At 49.8% G+C, this 16114-nt stretch carries 13 protein-coding genes; 6 read left to right on the top strand and 7 right to left on the bottom strand.

The window, feature by feature from the left end; all coding sequences use genetic code 11:
* Window positions 1–271 precede the first annotated feature (271 nt).
* Together ACO0LB_RS02485 and ACO0LB_RS02480 are read right to left on the bottom strand one after the other, a co-directional pair.
* A complete protein-coding gene (locus ACO0LB_RS02485; protein ID WP_423046165.1) occupies window positions 272–1237 on the bottom strand; it encodes a TerC family protein in 966 nt (321 codons plus the stop codon).
* A 3-nt stretch (window positions 1238–1240) separates the two neighbouring features.
* Complete coding sequence (locus ACO0LB_RS02480) at window positions 1241–1927, bottom strand: Bax inhibitor-1/YccA family protein (RefSeq protein WP_423046163.1); 687 nt, start codon at window positions 1925–1927, stop codon at window positions 1241–1243.
* 160 nt (window positions 1928–2087) lie between these two features.
* On the opposite strand from ACO0LB_RS02480, the gene nhaR reads away from it, so the two are divergent.
* A complete protein-coding gene (gene nhaR / locus ACO0LB_RS02475) occupies window positions 2088–2987 on the top strand; it encodes a transcriptional activator NhaR (protein WP_423046161.1) in 900 nt (299 codons plus the stop codon).
* Between the two features lie 376 nt (window positions 2988–3363).
* Here nhaR and ACO0LB_RS02470 read toward each other — a convergent pair whose 3' ends face one another.
* From ACO0LB_RS02470 to def, 4 genes are all read right to left on the bottom strand, one after another.
* Window positions 3364–3942, bottom strand: coding sequence for a FlgO family outer membrane protein (locus ACO0LB_RS02470; RefSeq protein ID WP_423046159.1), 579 nt, complete (start codon window positions 3940–3942; stop codon window positions 3364–3366).
* Complete coding sequence (locus tag ACO0LB_RS02465; RefSeq protein ID WP_423046157.1) at window positions 3942–4625, bottom strand: hypothetical protein; 684 nt, start codon at window positions 4623–4625, stop codon at window positions 3942–3944. Before ACO0LB_RS02465 ends, ACO0LB_RS02470 begins: the two co-directional genes overlap by 1 nt.
* Before the next feature lie 291 nt (window positions 4626–4916).
* Window positions 4917–5897, bottom strand: a complete 981-nt coding sequence (gene fmt / locus ACO0LB_RS02460) for a methionyl-tRNA formyltransferase (RefSeq protein ID WP_423046155.1) — start codon at window positions 5895–5897, stop codon at window positions 4917–4919.
* Window positions 5897–6421, bottom strand: a complete 525-nt coding sequence (def, locus tag ACO0LB_RS02455) for a peptide deformylase (RefSeq protein ID WP_423046153.1) — start codon at window positions 6419–6421, stop codon at window positions 5897–5899. Before def ends, fmt begins: the two co-directional genes overlap by 1 nt.
* Window positions 6422–6590: 169 nt before the next feature.
* On the opposite strand from def, the gene ACO0LB_RS02450 reads away from it, so the two are divergent.
* The 5 genes from ACO0LB_RS02450 (at window position 6591) to ACO0LB_RS02430 (ending at window position 14934) form a co-directional block, all read left to right on the top strand.
* Window positions 6591–7688, top strand: coding sequence for a LysM peptidoglycan-binding domain-containing protein (locus ACO0LB_RS02450; RefSeq protein ID WP_423046152.1), 1098 nt, complete (start codon window positions 6591–6593; stop codon window positions 7686–7688).
* Window positions 7689–7720: 32 nt separating this feature from the next.
* Window positions 7721–8812: a DNA-processing protein DprA gene (gene dprA, locus ACO0LB_RS02445; RefSeq protein WP_423046150.1), complete on the top strand. Its 1092-nt coding sequence runs from the start codon at window positions 7721–7723 to the stop codon at window positions 8810–8812.
* A gap of 223 nt (window positions 8813–9035) precedes the next feature.
* Complete coding sequence (locus ACO0LB_RS02440; RefSeq protein ID WP_423046148.1) at window positions 9036–9500, top strand: DUF494 family protein; 465 nt, start codon at window positions 9036–9038, stop codon at window positions 9498–9500.
* Between the two features lie 167 nt (window positions 9501–9667).
* The gene (locus ACO0LB_RS02435; RefSeq protein WP_423046146.1) at window positions 9668–12256 is read left to right on the top strand and encodes a DNA topoisomerase III; all 2589 of its coding nucleotides are present in this window, start codon (window positions 9668–9670) and stop codon (window positions 12254–12256) included.
* A gap of 71 nt (window positions 12257–12327) precedes the next feature.
* Window positions 12328–14934, top strand: coding sequence for a DUF1631 family protein (locus ACO0LB_RS02430; protein WP_423046144.1), 2607 nt, complete (start codon window positions 12328–12330; stop codon window positions 14932–14934).
* On the opposite strand, the gene ACO0LB_RS02425 is transcribed toward ACO0LB_RS02430, so the two are convergent.
* Window positions 14931–15851 (bottom strand): cation diffusion facilitator family transporter, encoded by a 921-nt coding sequence (locus ACO0LB_RS02425; RefSeq protein ID WP_423046142.1) that lies wholly within the window; start codon window positions 15849–15851, stop codon window positions 14931–14933. The genes ACO0LB_RS02430 and ACO0LB_RS02425 overlap by 4 nt on opposite strands.
* Between the last annotated feature and the right edge of the window lie 263 nt (window positions 15852–16114).

Below are 16114 nucleotides of genomic sequence, written 5' to 3'. Positions count from 1 at the left end.
AATCTCAAATCGGCGCTGGGAAGCATAAATTATACGTCAAATCAAGGGCTTGGATATTGCCTGCCGGGGTTTGGGACGGTTTTGCTTATATATTGTGGTTAGATGGTTATGCCCTGAACGAGTAAAGCATAGCAAAAAAGGGCACATACTCCGAGAAGATATGTGCCCAAAGGGAAATTGTTACTAGGTGATGAACGTAGGTGGCTCAGATAGTGTCAGCCGCTTTGAGCTTTTCTCTGCTGATCTGTTGAATCTGTCGTTTTGTGGTTCTTCAGTGTTTTGTTGCGCCTTTTTTACGGGTAACAAACAGGCTGGCAATGACGGAACTGCCAAGAATCGAGCCAATGACCATCAGCGAAATGCCGGTTGGGATATGCATCCATTCCACGATGAGCATTTTGATACCGACAAACATCAGCACAAACGCCAGACCAAATTTAAGTAAATGAAAACGGTCTGCCATATCCGCCAACAGGAAATACAGTGCCCGCAAGCCCATAATCGCGAAAATATTCGACGTGAAGACGATGAACGGGTCGGTCGTTACGGCGAAAATGGCCGGGATGGAATCCACCGCAAAAATCACATCGGATACTTCGATCAGAATCAGCACCAGTAACAGCGGTGTGAAGAACAATTTGCCATTGATCTTGATGCTGAACTTTTCCTGATGGAATTCTTTGGTAAAGGGCAGCAGTTTTTTAGCAAACTTCAATACCGGATTCGCTTCCAGGTCAGGTTCCTGTTCTGCCGACACCAGCATGCGAAAGCCGGTGATCAGCAGGAAAATACCAAACAGGTACAGTACCCAGGCGAATTGTGTGACGACCCAGCTACCCGCCAGAATCATGACGATACGCATGACGATGGCACCTAACACGCCATACAGCAAGACTTTACGCTGATGCTGGGCAGGTACTGCAAAATGACCGAAGATCAGTAGAAATACAAAGACATTATCGACTGACAGCGATTTTTCGATGACATAGCCTGTCAGAAATTCCATGGCTTTGGCAGTGGCGATCTCGCGTCCGACGGTTTCTGTCAGGTATATCCACAGGCCAAAATCAAATGCCAGCGCCAGACTGACCCAGACAACAGACCATGCCGCCGCCTCCCTGACACTGACTTTATGGGCGCGCGAACCGCCAAGGGCAAATACGTCCACTGCCAGCATGGTCAATACGAATCCAATAAAGGCAACCCACATCCAGGGTTGAGCGACGGTATGTAACATGGCTTATTCTTTTTCGATGAAGCCCAGCAATTGCAGCAGGCTGGTGAACAGGTTGAAGATGGTGACGTACAGATTGACTGTCGCCATGATGTAGTTGGTTTCGCCGCCGTGGATGATGTTGCTGGTTTCAAACAAAATCATGCCCGACATCAGCAAGACCATGACCGCAGAAATCGTCATCGACAAAGCGGGAATCTGGAAGAAAATCGCACCCAGACTCGCCACCAGCGCGACGATCATACCGATCATCAAAAAGCCGCCGATAAAGCTGAAATCACGTTTGCTGATCAGGACGTAGGCAGACAAACCCATGAAAATCAGACCCGTCATTGCCATCGCTGTCATGACGATGGCGGAGCCGCCCGGCATTTTCAGGTAATGACTGAGGATAGGGCCAAGGGTGTAACCCATGAAACCGGTTAATGCAAAAACAGTGGCAATACCCCATGCACTGTTACGTAATTTGGTGGTGGCAAACAGCAGACCAAAGTAGCCGATCAGCGTCAGCAACATGCCCGGGCCGGGGATGGCAAAGGCGACAGTGGCAGCGGCAGTCAGTGCTGAAAACAGCAAAGTCATCGATAACAGCATGTAGGTGTTGCGAAGCACTTTATGGCTGGCACCAGCACTGCTGTCAATGTAGTCAACGGTTTGCACGTCGCGGGCAATCGTGCGGCTCAAGATTTTCATGCGTATCTCCTGAAATGTGGAAGACTCTGCGAACACGGGCAAGAGCTTCACCTTCTCAACAGAAGGTAACAGCAGTGTAGTCGTTGTCTATCTGTAAAAAAAGTCGAATATAATTGAAAAATACTTCGATTTTTACGATGAATGAACGGAAGGTACGGATATGTCGGCGTTGAACTATAAGCATCTGCATTACTTTTGGGTGGTTGCCAAAGCGGGCAGCATTGCGCGCGCGGCAGAACAGCTACACCTGACGCCGCAAACCATCAGCGGACAATTGAGTTTGTTTGAAGAAATTCAGGGTGAGCAATTGTTTCGTAAAAATGGACGTAACCTGGAACTGACCGAAGCCGGGCAGTTGGTGCTGAGTTATGCAGACGATATTTTTGCGTTGGGTCAGGAGCTGGAGGAGGTATTGCATCATCGGCCAACCGAGCGCACCTTGCAGTTGCGGGTTGGTGTGTCGGATGCATTACCCAAAGCAGTTGCCTACCGGCTGCTGGAACCTGCCTTGAAATTGCCGCAAACCTTGCGCATCAATTGCCGTGAAGGCAAGCTGGAATCCTTGCTCGCAGATCTGGCCACGCATAAGCTCGATGTGGTGATGTCTGACAGCGCCATGCCGCCCACGGTGAATGTGCGTGGTTATAGCCATTTGCTTGGCGAGTGCGGAATCAGTTTTTTTGCCACTTCGGCCTTGCTGGCGCAGTATTCGTCCGCGTTCCCCGGCAATCTGGAAGGTGCACCGTTATTGTTGCCAGGCGAGGATGCCGCCTTGCGCTCCCGCCTGTTGCAGTGGCTGGATCAGCGCAATATTCATCCGCGCATCGCTGGCGAATTTGATGACAGTGCGCTGATGAGTGCTTTTGGTCAGGCAGGAGCCGGATTTTTTGCCGCGCCAACGGTCATCGCTGACATGGTCATGCGCCAATACGATGTCTGTCTGGTGGGTCGTACGGACGAGATACGGGAACAGTTCTATGCCATCTCGGTGCAACGCAAACTCACACATCCCGCCGTGCTGGCCATCAGCCGCGCTGCGCAACAAGATGCAATTGGGTGAATCAGGTGAATTGGATGATGGGCGTATCATATTCATAAAAAAGGGGAGTATCTGTTAATTTCAGCTCACAGAGCTTGTTATTAAAGCGTTAGCCGCAGTAAATGATACATACTGTAAGGGAGTATGTGAAAAATCGAATGATCGTCGTTGATCGTCGTTGATTGCCGGGGAGCGTGGCGGGAAGTTTGACAGGGCAGGGTAAGGAGCAACGCGGTAAAAACACGGTAATAACAGGGTAATAACAACGCAATCAGAAACAAAATGATCAGCAATGAAAAACGCCCGCTACTGCAAATGCAATACCGGGCGCTCAGTAAAACGTGGTTTAAGGCGTGGCTTAAGCTGTGATGTTTAGCGGTGATTGGTTGCGCAGGATTTAGCGGCGACCCAGCAGAGCCTTGATCGTTTTATCCATAGGAATAGCGTAATCGTAAGTTCCCAGTACGATGTTGTCACCCGGACGGATCAGTTTCAGGTTCACGAATACCAGTTTGTCACTTTCGGCATAGGTGCCGACGATCACCGCTTGCGCGCTATGATTTTGAGCGACTTCTTTGATTTCGCGTGTCAGCAGCAATTCACCCACGTTTTGTTTCATGAATACTTTGTCGCGGAATTTCATTTCCACCATTCTGTAACCAGAGCGCGAGAACTGGCCAGAGACGTGCTCAGCCAGAATACGGCCAAATGCAGAAGATTCTTCCAGCGCATTGATATTGGCCAGCGTGGCGATAATCAATGGACGGGTTTTGTCCAGCGTGCCATTCGCAGAGGCGTTGGCAGACGCGATCAGCGCTGTGGCTGCACGTTGATTTGCCGGAATAAATTCATTGGCTTCAGCATCTTTCCAGGTTGGTACTGTGGCCGTGGAAACAGGCGCACCACCCCAGTTAGGCATGCCTGAACACGCACTGAGAGCAACAACCGATGTGAAAACAAGTGCGAGTTTCTTCATTATTTTTGCTCCCCGACTACTTTGAAATTGAAGTCAGTCACATTGTTATTGTACAAAGTCCAGTCTGGGTCGTTGACATAGTAGGCATCTGTGCGACGTGCAACGAATTGGGAATTTTTTACCAGCGATGTTGTTACGATCAGCTCGTATGTTGGCGTCGCGCCGCGGGCGTACTCTTGTTCTACCCAGCTAGTCCAGTCATACGCACCAGTGACAGCAAAACCGCCCAGCACGCGGTCGGTACCGACAGGGAAGCCCAGACCATGAATTACACCGATACCGGCACCAATCACTGATGCGCTGGTAAAGCGTTTGTTCTGATGTCTGTTAGGGGAGAATTGCACCAATTGCGTTTCAATATCGACGATCTGCGCAGTACCGTCATTGAATTTTCTGACAGTCACGCCCTGATTGACCAGAGAAGTGATGATCTGTGTATAAAAAGCCTGTGTGAACTGGCTGTTTTTCTGCGGCGGAGCCACATAAACAGGTGCCCCGATTTTATCTGTTCCCAGTTTGATCTGTTCAGCAACATCCTTGGCAATAACCAGCCAGTGCGACGCAGCCTGTAGCTTATTTTGCTTGGTGGTCGGAAAATTTCCGGCTAGCGGTGCTTCGCTATAAGGAGTAGCACAACCTGCCAACAGCGCGGCTGCGATTGCAACTGGAAGAAGTTTCTTCATGAGCTCACCTTTTCTAGGTCTTTGTCAGTATGTCGGGACGTATGTAACACTATTTTGGTAGCAAACAGATCGCTGTGGCTGATTTTGTCACCGTAGCGATCATTGCCGGAACCATATTGCATCCGTCCTGTATGTGTCGAATAGGAAACAGACAATAATTCAGTGTAAGAGAATACAACAACTCAGTGAGCGCAACAAAGATTTTGCTCAGCACCAACACGGAAATGAGTTATTTCTTTCGTAATATTCAGAAAGTTGCCATTTGCATACGCAAGCTGTCGCTTTTTTGCTTCACTTAAGCGCACAGGAAAAGCTTGCTCCTGTTGTGACCGGAAATCCTTTTAGGAATTCGGCTGCGGGTAAACGCTTGCCGCCCGGTTTTTGCAATTCGGTCAGGCGCAACATGCCTTCACCGCAGGCAACGACAATGCCTTCCTGCGCGTTGGCTGCCAGAATTTGTCCCGGCTGAGCGCTGGTGACGGAAGGCGCGGGGCTGGTAACAATGTCGGCCTGCCAGATTTTGATGTTGCTACCGGCAAATGACGCATGCGCTCCCGGAAATGGATTGAATGCACGTATTTTGCGCCATAGACTGGTCGCTGATCCGGCAAAATCAAGCGCAGCTTCTTCCTTACTGATTTTTGCTGCATAAGTGATCCCCGTTTCCGGTTGCACCGTGGCAGGTAACGAACCATGTTCGAGTTGACGCAAGGCGGTGACGATCATGTCTCCTCCCATTGCGGCCAGCGTGTCGTGCAGACTGCCCGTGGTGTCAGTGTCGGCGATGCGTATGCTGTGCTTCAGCAACATGGGGCCGGTATCCAGACCTGCTTCCATCTGCATAATCGTGATGCCTGTTTCTGCGTCACCATGTTCGATCGCACGATGAATAGGCGCGGCGCCACGCCAGCGGGGTAGCAGCGAGCCGTGGATATTCAGACAACCCAGTCGCGGAATCCCCAGTACCGACGGCGGCAGAATCAGGCCGTAAGCCGCCACGACCATCACATCATGTGGTGTGGAGTGTAGCAACTGATGTGCTTCAGCAGCGACGTCGGGATATTTACCATCCAGACGCAACGATATCGGTTGCGCGACCGGTATCTGATGTTGCAGGGCAAATTGTTTGACGGCGGAGGCGTGTAACTGCATCCCGCGCCCCGCTGGACGATCGGGTTGCGTCAGCACCAGCGGCACTTCAAAGCCAGCTGCGCAGATCGCCTGTAATGCTGTGGCGGCGAATTCGGGTGTTCCCGCAAAAATGACTTTCATCAGCGTTTGTTCCGGTGACGTTGCTCTTCGCGTTCTTCTTTCAGCATTTTGGTTTTAATCCGGTTGCGCTTGAGTGGTGAAAGGTATTCAACGAAGACTTTTCCTTTCAGATGATCCATTTCATGCTGGATGCACACCGCCAGCAAGCCATCTGCCTGTAATTCGAAAGATTGTCCCTGCGCATCGAGTGCTTTCACCTTGACTTCGGCCGGACGTTCCACGCCGTCGTAAATTCCCGGTACCGACAGGCAACCTTCGTCGTACACTTTCTTTTCTTCACTGGCCCAGATGATTTCGGGATTGATGAATACTTGTAGCTGGTCATTGGTTTCTGAAATATCAATCACGACGAGCTGTTCGTGAACATCAATCTGGGATGCGGCCAGACCCACGCCAGGTGCTGCGTACATGGTTTCTGCCATATCGGCGATGAGTTGTTTCAGACGATCATCAAACACGGTGACCGGTTTTGCCACTTTATGCAGGCGCGGATCGGGATAACGCAGGATATTGAGTATTGACATAAGACGTTTCGCAACAGGACTGTTAGTCCGTTACGCAGTTTTTCTTGCTAGTTCAAGGATTTATGGGCAGAATTTGATTCAATTTGGCAAGTTTTGCAAGTTTTTCGCTTGCTTGCGCGAGTCTGCTGTTCATCAGCATGTTGCGGTATTTTGCATCGGACATTTATTTATGAAAAAGTTTAGCACAATCGTACCTCTCCTCGTTGCCAGTCTTTCGTTTGCCACCGGACCGGCATTTGCCGCAGGCGCGCAAGCAACGCTGGCACAAGCACAGGCGGTTGCTAACAGCAGCAAGTGTGATTTTTTACCAGATGCGCCCGATAAACATGAGGTAGTCAGTGGCGATACTTTATGGGGGATTTCTGCCAAATTCCTGAAAAATCCCTGGTGCTGGCCACATGTCTGGGGCATGAATAAAGAAGACATTCGTAACCCACACTGGATTTATCCTGGACAGATTGTGTATCTGGATCGTGCCAATGGTCGCTTGCGTCTTGCCAACGTGGGAGGTGTACCAACGGTGAAATGGACGCCGCGTTCGCGTACGCAAGGGATAGGTGCGAATGCGATTCCGGCGATTCCGGCATCGCTGATCGAACCATTTTTATCGCAGCCTATTATTGTTGAACGCAACGAACTCGATGGTACGCCGCGCATCGTTGCTACCAAAGAAGGCAGCGTTAATATTGGTCAGGGTGAAAAAGCCTATGTCCGTGGCGAACTCGAAGGCGGCACGTCGTTCCAGGTATTTCGTCCAGGCACACCATTAAAAGATCCGGATACCAACGCAGTTATTGGCTATGAAGCGGTGTTCCTGGGAACTGTCAAACTGGAGCGCGAAGCGGGTGAGGATGGTGATGTTCATACATTCTCGGTCGTCAACTCTAAAGAAGAAATGTCGGTAGGTGACAGATTATTGCCAATTCCCCCGACGCCGATCATGAGTTATGTGCCGCATCCTCCAGTCGAAGAAGTCACCGCGCGTGTCGTGGCTGTTTATGGCGGTGTTTCTGTGGCAGGGCAAAATCATATTGTGTCGATCAATCGCGGCAAAGAACAAGGGATAGACATCGGCACAGTGTTGGAGTTACATCGTTTTGGAAATATGATTGTGGACAAGACAGATAACAATCGCAAAGTAAAATTGCCGGACGAAGAATATGGCAATTTATTTATCTTCCGTGTGTTTGATAATATTTCTTACGGTCTGGTCATGCAGGTCACCAATATTGTCAAAATTGGTGACACGGCCAAATCGCCCCAGTAATTGAATGGCACTGACCGGCTCAAAGGCGATTGATGACATCCGATCTGCATGACTGGCTGCGCTTGTTGCAGACAGCAGGTGTGGGGCCGGAAACTGCCCGCAAGTTGTTAGCAGCGTTTGGTCTGCCGGAGTTTATTTTTGCGGCGACACCCGCCCAATTATCTCAGGTGGTGTCCACCAGAATTGCACATGCCCTGCTGGCCAAACCAGATGATCAATTGCAACGGTATCTGGAGCGTTGCAATGACTGGTGTGCACAGCCAGGCAACCACATCCTGACACTCGCGGATGAGCGTTATCCTGGATCCTTACTTAATATTCCCGATCCCCCGGCGCTGTTGTATGTCAAAGGCCAGACGCGCTTGTTACAAGCAGATATGCTGGCCGTGGTTGGTAGCCGCAATGCCACGGCACAAGGCGTGCGCGATGCGGAGCAATTTGCCGAAACGCTCAGCCATGCTGGTTTGACGATCAGCTCCGGTCTTGCCGCCGGTATTGATGCTGCCGCGCATCATGGGGCTTTGCGCGGGATCGGTTCGACGGTCGCGGTGATTGGGACGGGGGCCGATATTGTGTATCCAGCCAGAAACCGCAGTCTGGCACATCTGATTGCCGAAGGCGGCTGTATCGTCAGCGAATATGCGCTGGGCGCACCGGCGATTGCATCGCATTTTCCACGGCGAAACCGGATTATTTCTGGTCTGGCGAAAGGCGTGCTTGTGATCGAAGCGGCAGCACAGTCCGGCTCGCTGATTACTGCGCGCATGGCCGCCGAACAAGGGCGGGATGTGTTTGCCATCCCGGGCTCCATTCATGCACCGTTGTCAAAAGGATGCCATCAGTTGATCAAGCAAGGCGCCAAACTGGTCGATTCGGCGCAAGACATTCTTGATGAGCTGGAGGTTCGATCACCATCGCTCCCATTGGTGCCTGCCGAATCTGATTTACTGACGCTGCCCGACAATCACTTATTATCCTTACTCGGTTATGACCCGGTACATCTGGATATTCTGGCGAGTCGCGCTGATATGGACATTGCCAGCCTGAGTGCAGGTTTGCTGGATCTGGAGTTAAGCGGACAGGCGGAAGCCTTGCCGGGAGGACTATATCGGCGCTTGGTATAGGTTGATACGGGTTATCCAGGTTGCATCAGTTGGTATCAGTTGGCATTGGCCATTCTTCGCAGAGTCGCCTTGTTATCGCTTTCTTAAGACACATTCTTTTCATGAAACGGAAGTGTAAAAGCTTTGCTGATCTCAAGAGTCGCCATGATGTGCTTTAACATTTCAGCATGCTCTCCCAAAAAAGGGGCTTGTTTGAAAGCGGTTCAACAGATAGAGTAGCAACATGTTCGATATCCTTGTCTACCTCTACGAAACTTATTACCGCCCGGATGCGTGTCCGGATACGGCCGCCTTGGTCAAAAAATTGTCGGCTGTCGGTTTTCCGGAAGATGAAATTTCAGAGGCGCTTGACTGGCTGACCGGGCTTGCCAATACCTCGGATGCGTCACAACCAGAATCTCTGGCGTCCAGCGGCTTTCGTGTTTATGCAGAGCAAGAAATCAGTGCACTGGGTTCACCAGCGATCGGTTTTATACAGTTTCTGGAATCAGCGGGTTTGCTTGATTCCCGTCAGCGCGAAATCGTCATTGAACGTGCTCTTGCTGTGCATGAGTCACCATTACCTCTGGATAAGTTGCGTATCATCGTGCTGATGATGCTCTGGAGTCAGGGCACTGAGCCGGACATGTTAATGTTCGATGAGTTACTGTTGTCAGATGACGACAACAGTACACGCCTTTTGCACTAATCGTTTTCTTATCGGAAGATTTATGACAAAAAACGCAGACACATTGCGGTTTTTTGTCGTTCACGTTTATCATTCCGCGCTAATGTAGGTTAGTCTTACGCATATTTTGCAAAAAGTGTTGCACATTAAACATTTTTGCAATACAGAAATCACCCGAGAATCCCGAAATGACAAAAACGCTCATCATTGCCGAAAAACCCTCTGTCGCCGCTGACATTGCGAAAGCTCTGGGTGGTTTCACCAAGCATGATGATTATTTTGAGTCCGACAATTACGTGCTGTCCTCGGCGGTTGGCCATTTGCTGGAAATTGCGGTTCCTGAAGAATACGACGTTAAACGTGGGAAATGGAGCTTTACGCATTTGCCGATGATTCCGCCACATTTCGCGCTCAATCCGATAGCGAAGACGGAATCACGTCTGAAGGTATTAAATAAGTTAATCAAACGCAAAGATGTCAGCGCGCTCATCAACGCATGCGACGCGGGTCGCGAGGGTGAACTGATTTTTCGCTTGATTGCCCAACACGCCAAGGCGAAGCAGCCGGTGCAGCGTTTGTGGCTACAGTCCATGACACCAGGCGCAATACGTGACGGTTTTCAGAAGCTGCGCAGTGACAGCGATATGATGCCGCTGGCAGACGCTGCCCGTTGCCGCTCAGAATCTGACTGGCTGATCGGTATCAACGGTACGCGTGCTATGACTGCCTTCAATTCCAAAGAGGGTGGCTTTTACCTGACCACAGTGGGTCGCGTACAAACGCCAACACTCTCTATCGTGGTTGAGCGTGAAGAAAAAATTAAGAAATTCGTTTCCCGTGATTTCTGGGAAGTCCGTGCCGAATTTGTGTGCGCTGCGGGTGTGTATGAAGGCCGCTGGCTGGATCATCAGTTCAAAAAAGACGAACATGATCCAGAAAAGAAAGCCGAACGCCTCTGGAGTAAGCTCGCGGCCGATTCTATCGTTGCTGCCTGCCGTGGTCGCCAGGGCAATGTAACAGAAGAATCCAAGCCGGCAACCCAAATGGCGCCGGGCTTGTTCGATCTGACCAGCTTGCAGCGTGAAGCAAACGCGAAATTCGGTTTTTCGGCTAAAAATACGCTGGGTCTGGCACAGGCTTTGTACGAAAAACATAAGGTCTTGACCTATCCGCGTACCGATTCCCGTCATTTGCCAGAAGATTATCTGGATACGGTAAAACAGACTCTGGGAACGATTGCTGAAAATAATAATTACTACCAGTTTGCAGCCCAGATTCTGAATAACCAGTGGGTGAAACCAAACAAACGTATTTTTGATAATAGTAAGATCAGTGATCACTTTGCCATTATTCCTACTGGACAGGCGCCCAAGAATTTATCTGAACCTGAACAAAAGCTGTATGACCTGGTGACTCGCCGTTTCATGGCGGTGTTTTTCCCGGCAGCCGAATTCCAGGTGACTACCCGCATTACCGAAGTGTCAGGACATCAGTTTAAGACTGAAGGTAAAGTCATGACCAGCGCGGGTTGGCTGGCGATTTATGGTAAAGAGGCACTGGAAGACAAAGACGCTAAAGACGGCGAGAGCAAGGGTACTTTAGTGGCAGTGGCCAAAGGTGAAAAAGTTCTTGCCGATCAGGTCGCTTCGCATGGTTTGGCAACCAAACCGCCTGCGCGCTACAGTGAGGCGACTCTGCTGAGTGCGATGGAAGGCGCAGGAAAGCTGGTGGATGACGGCGATCTGCGGGAAGCCATGGCTGGTAAAGGCCTTGGAACACCTGCAACACGGGCCGCGATTATCGAGGGCTTGCTGACAGAAAAATATCTGTTGCGTGAAGGTCGTGAACTGATACCCACCGCCAAGGCTTTCCAGTTAATGACTTTACTGCGTGGCCTCGGTGTGGATGAGCTGACATCGCCCGAGCTGACAGGTGAGTGGGAATATAAACTGTCGCAAATGGAACGCGGCAAAATCAGCCGCGAAGAATTCATGCGTGAAATCGCACAAATGACGCAAATTATAGTCAAGCGTGCCAAAGAATATGACAACGACACGATCCCTGGCGACTATGCCACATTGACGACACCATGCCCTCACTGTGGCGGTGTCGTGAAGGAAAATTACCGTCGTTTTGCCTGTACTAAATGTGAATTTTCCATGAGCAAAACACCGGGTAGTCGACAGTTTGAAGTGGCTGAAGTGGAGGAATTGCTGGCGAAACGTGAAATTGGTCCGCTGCAGGGATTCCGTTCCAAGATGGGAAGACCATTTGCCGCGATTCTGAAAATCGTGCCGGATACCGAACACAATAATCTGAAGCTGGAATTTGATTTCGGGCAGAGTCAGGATGAAGGTGAAGACGGCGAAGGCGTTGACTTTACTGGCCAGACTGTTCTGGGACCATGCCCGAAATGTGGTAGTGGTGTCTACGAAATGGGTCTGACATATGTCTGCGAAAAAACCGCTGCTAAACCGAAAGCGTGTGATTTCCGCAGTGGTCGTATTATTTTGCAGCAAGAAATTTTGCCGGAACAAATGGCAAAATTGTTGAACGAGGGTAAGACCGATTTGTTGCCGGGTTTTGTTTCTCAGCGTACGCGTCGCCCGTTCAAGGCATTTTTAGTCCGTGGCAAAGACGGTAAAGTCAGTTTTGAGTTTGAGGAGCGTAAAGCCAAAGCACCGGCGAAGGCCAAAGCCAAGGCAGACACTGCGGTAACCGAAGTTGCTGCAACTCCTGTCAAAAAGCCAGCTACCAGAAAGAAAAAAGTCGCCTGACAATATCGTGATAGCGCGTGAGTGCGGTCAGGTGGATGTGGTTCATCATGTTTATTTTGCAATAGGTGTACATGGTACCGAATGACGTATTGTCCAATGCCAGAGCCGAGTTCACGCATGCCTTTCAAAATGCGATTCAGGATCTTGTGCCGGCCGCCATTGAAGCTTTGTTTGTCAAGGCAGAAGCTGCTACATCGCATGAACAAAAACTGATTTTTCATGCCCGTGCTCTGATACAGGATAAACGCGAACAACTCATGCAGCAGCTGATGCTGAATATGGCGCAGTTGCTCGATCGTAGTTTGGAAACGGCGTACAGCAATTTCAGGCCGTCTTCTGTTCTCAACCAGGACGTAGAATCCCTTGCTTTGCTCGATCCTTCCGTTTTTGAGAACTCCCTGCGTTTTAATGAAATAACACAGCATTTTCGCGACAAGGCTGAGCAGCAATTGCGTGAGTTGAATATCCGCATCGCTGTGTTATTTGAAAAAGAAGATATGTGCGAAAGAGAAAATCCATTTCGCCCCTATTTATTGACACGGTGTATTTCCCAGGCGATTGAAGCACTTGGTTTGTTACCTGAGTTGAATACAATCTTGATTTTGCAACTGGGTGAATGTCTCCAGCATAGCGTCGCTGATATGTATCGCGCGACCAACGTATGTCTCGAGAATCTGGGGGTGAGCGCCAATTTAACCCTGAAAATCACTAAGGCACCCAATACACTGAATAAATTGAAGCCCTCGGCGCCAGGTGTGTCACCAGCGGGGGCTACTTTTTCAGAAATGCCTGTTTCGGCTGGAGCGGCACCCGGCTCTGGTCCACATCCTGCCGTCGAACAAATTCCACCTGCCATACAACATCCTCAGGGTTGGATAGAGCAGTTATTTCATGCAGCACGCAGAAAATCTGCTGCGCCCTCACCATCGGCAATATCGACTTCAAGCGTTGCAACTGCTTCATTCGGTTCCCCGGTAGTGGCGAACGGGAGCGACACCTCCTGGCTGGCGGGCAGCATGGCGATTGGTGGCTTGCTCAGGAAAGTGTTTGGTACGTCTGCTCCCGGTTCTGCCGCATTGACAGGTGCCGCCACTTCTGAGAACACGGCCTTGCCATTGGGTGAGGTAGAGACTAATTCCGGTCGGGTTACCAGCACCGAAATGGATATATCGTCGTTGGCTGCACTACGCCTGCCTCATTCTGCAGGTATATCCGCAGAACCGGGATCTGCTTCAGAACCAAAGGTGTTTCCGGCGATTGAAATTCGGCTCATTAAAGTCATTGGCCGCATGCATAGGCAAATGACGCCGGAGGCTGCTGCGATGGTCAACGAAAACGGCGACATAAGAAATCTCTTGCGTGAACATCGTGATGCTTTGCATAGTCTGGCGCAGACCGGTGATGAAAAAATGACGGTAGATATCGTCGCCATGTTGTTTGAATTCATTCTGCGCGATGCATTGTTGAGCCTGAATACCAGAATTCAGATAGGTCGATTGCAATTTTTAATGTTGCAGCAAGCATTGCTGGAGCCGGCATTTTTGACAGAAACTCACCATGCCGCACGATTATTGTTGAATCGTCTGGCGACCGTTGCATTTGCTGTGTCCAAGGTTGAGCCGGGCGTGTCCCTGTTTGATGACGAGCTGGCACGTCTGGTCAAAACATTACTGCGGTATGACTGTGAAGTTCCAGATTTATTTCCCAAGGTACAGGAGAGATTTGACACGGTCGTCGGACGCCTGTTGCGTCATTGTGATGTGAATGTAAAACTCGCTGTGAAGGCTGTGTCTGAGGCAGAAACATTGAGAGTGCGTTTCGTTCAGACTCATCAGCAATTGTCGCATGCGCTGTCGCGTCTGCACGTCGATCCGTATTTCCGCCATTTTCTGTTGTATGACTGGAGCAGCGCTATTGTCCGCGCAGAACGCATGGATCCGAGATGGGCTCGCCGTTATCGTTTGCTTGTTCCAGATATATTCTGGAGCCTGAGTCCCAAAGTCAGCGTCGAAGACCGTAACCAGTTATCAGCTATGATTCCTGTCATGCTGAATAACTTACATCAAGGTTTGGAAATGCTGGCATGGGACAAAACAGAACAGCAAATGCTCCTTAATTGGTTGGCCGATGCGCATGCAGAAGCGCTGCGACCAGGACATGCAGTACAAGAGCCCACTTCATTGTTTGATATGCATGACCACTTTGGGCAGTTCACTGATCAGCCGGATAGTCTGGACGTAGAAGATGAGTCTGAGGAGATTCCTGAATCTGTGCCAGATTTTCTGCCTGCTGTGATACGGGATTCCAGACTGGCGATTACTTTCCTGCACAGACCGGCGCATCATGATGACTCTGCTACCAGTACCTATGTCAGGCAAAATCATCTTCAGCCAGTGATACCGACGGTATTTCAGATTGGAACGGCATTGGAAGTACAGGTGCAGGGCAGCTTGCAACCTGCCTGTATCATGTGGGTTAATCAGGACATGAGTAACCTGATATTACGCTTTCAGGAAAATACATCTGTCGTGTTGATGAGTTGCATAGAATTGCAGCATATGTTGCAATCGGAACAGGCGCGCTTTCCAGAGACTGAACCCTTGTTTGAGCGCGCCATCCGGTCACTATTAGTATCCGCTGATGCGATTGATCATGACGATATGACAGCGCAACATTAATCTTGCGTATTATCCACATCTGGCTCAAAAAAACACCACTTCGCCTGTGGCCAGCGTTTCTGTAAGTCTTCTTCTACTTCATTGATTGCTTCAATCAGTGCCATGTCGGATGGCTGACGATGCATTTTTGCCTGAACGGCAATCATGAGTTGCTCCCCCCATTGCAAGGTAATCAGATTGATGACATGACTGACATGAGGATGCAACTCAATATGAGCGCGAATGGCAGCGTTGATCTCAGGCGCAGCAGATTCGCCAGTGATCATTGCCTTCACTTCTCGAATGACAAAAAAAGCAACCAGCATTAACAGAGTGCCGACCACGATGGAGCCAATGGAGTCCCATACTGGATTTCCCGTCGCAACAGTCAGTATGACTGCGATAAATGCAATGCTTAATCCCGCTAATGCGGCGATATCTTCGCCCGCAACAACCATGAGTTCCGATTGACGTGTTTCACGGAACCACTGATAAAAAGATTTTCCTTGAGAAATTTTTTTGATTTCTTTCAAGGCGCCGTGCAAAGAAATACTCTCCAGAAGTACAGAAATTCCCAATACACCTAGCGCCAGCATCGGGTTTTTCAAAGGCTCAGGATGCTTAAGTCGCTCCACTCCCTCCATCACTGAATATGCTCCGCCCAAAAAGAAAAGTAATAGGGCAACCATCATCGCCCAGAAATACACCACTCGCCCATATCCCATGGGATGCGCCGCATCGACCGGCCGCTGAGCTTCTTTCAATCCGATCAGTAAAAATATTTGATTAATGCAATCCGCCAAAGAATGGATTGCTTCCGCTAACATCGCACCAGAAGCAGTGAATAAAGCCGCACCAAATTTAGCCAGAGCAATTCCTGCATTTGCACCCAGAGCGTAATAAATAGCTTTTGTAGAACCTTCGGAATGGGAAGACATAAAGAGATCATTAATTAAAAACAATTAAACATACTGAAATGCCTAACAAGAATCAATCTATCAATACTATTCAGACAAATAATTGACGAGATATCGGAGCTACAACTCATTACGCGGATACTTCAAGGTGCGGGAACGATGCGCAAAGCAAGAACAAAGTTTGGCAGGCAGTTGACATGTACGGTTAGATCCTGCATAATCTCGCTTCTCTGCTGCTGACGAACACAACGCTTCGAAGCAAAAGCAGAAAAGAATACGGTTCT

Source organism: Undibacterium sp. SXout7W, assembly GCF_049339385.1.
In the GTDB taxonomy this organism is placed as follows: Bacteria; Pseudomonadota; Gammaproteobacteria; order Burkholderiales; family Burkholderiaceae_D; genus Undibacterium.
The sequence above is the reverse complement of the archived record's forward strand: the minus strand, read 5'-3'. Positions and strand labels throughout refer to the sequence as shown.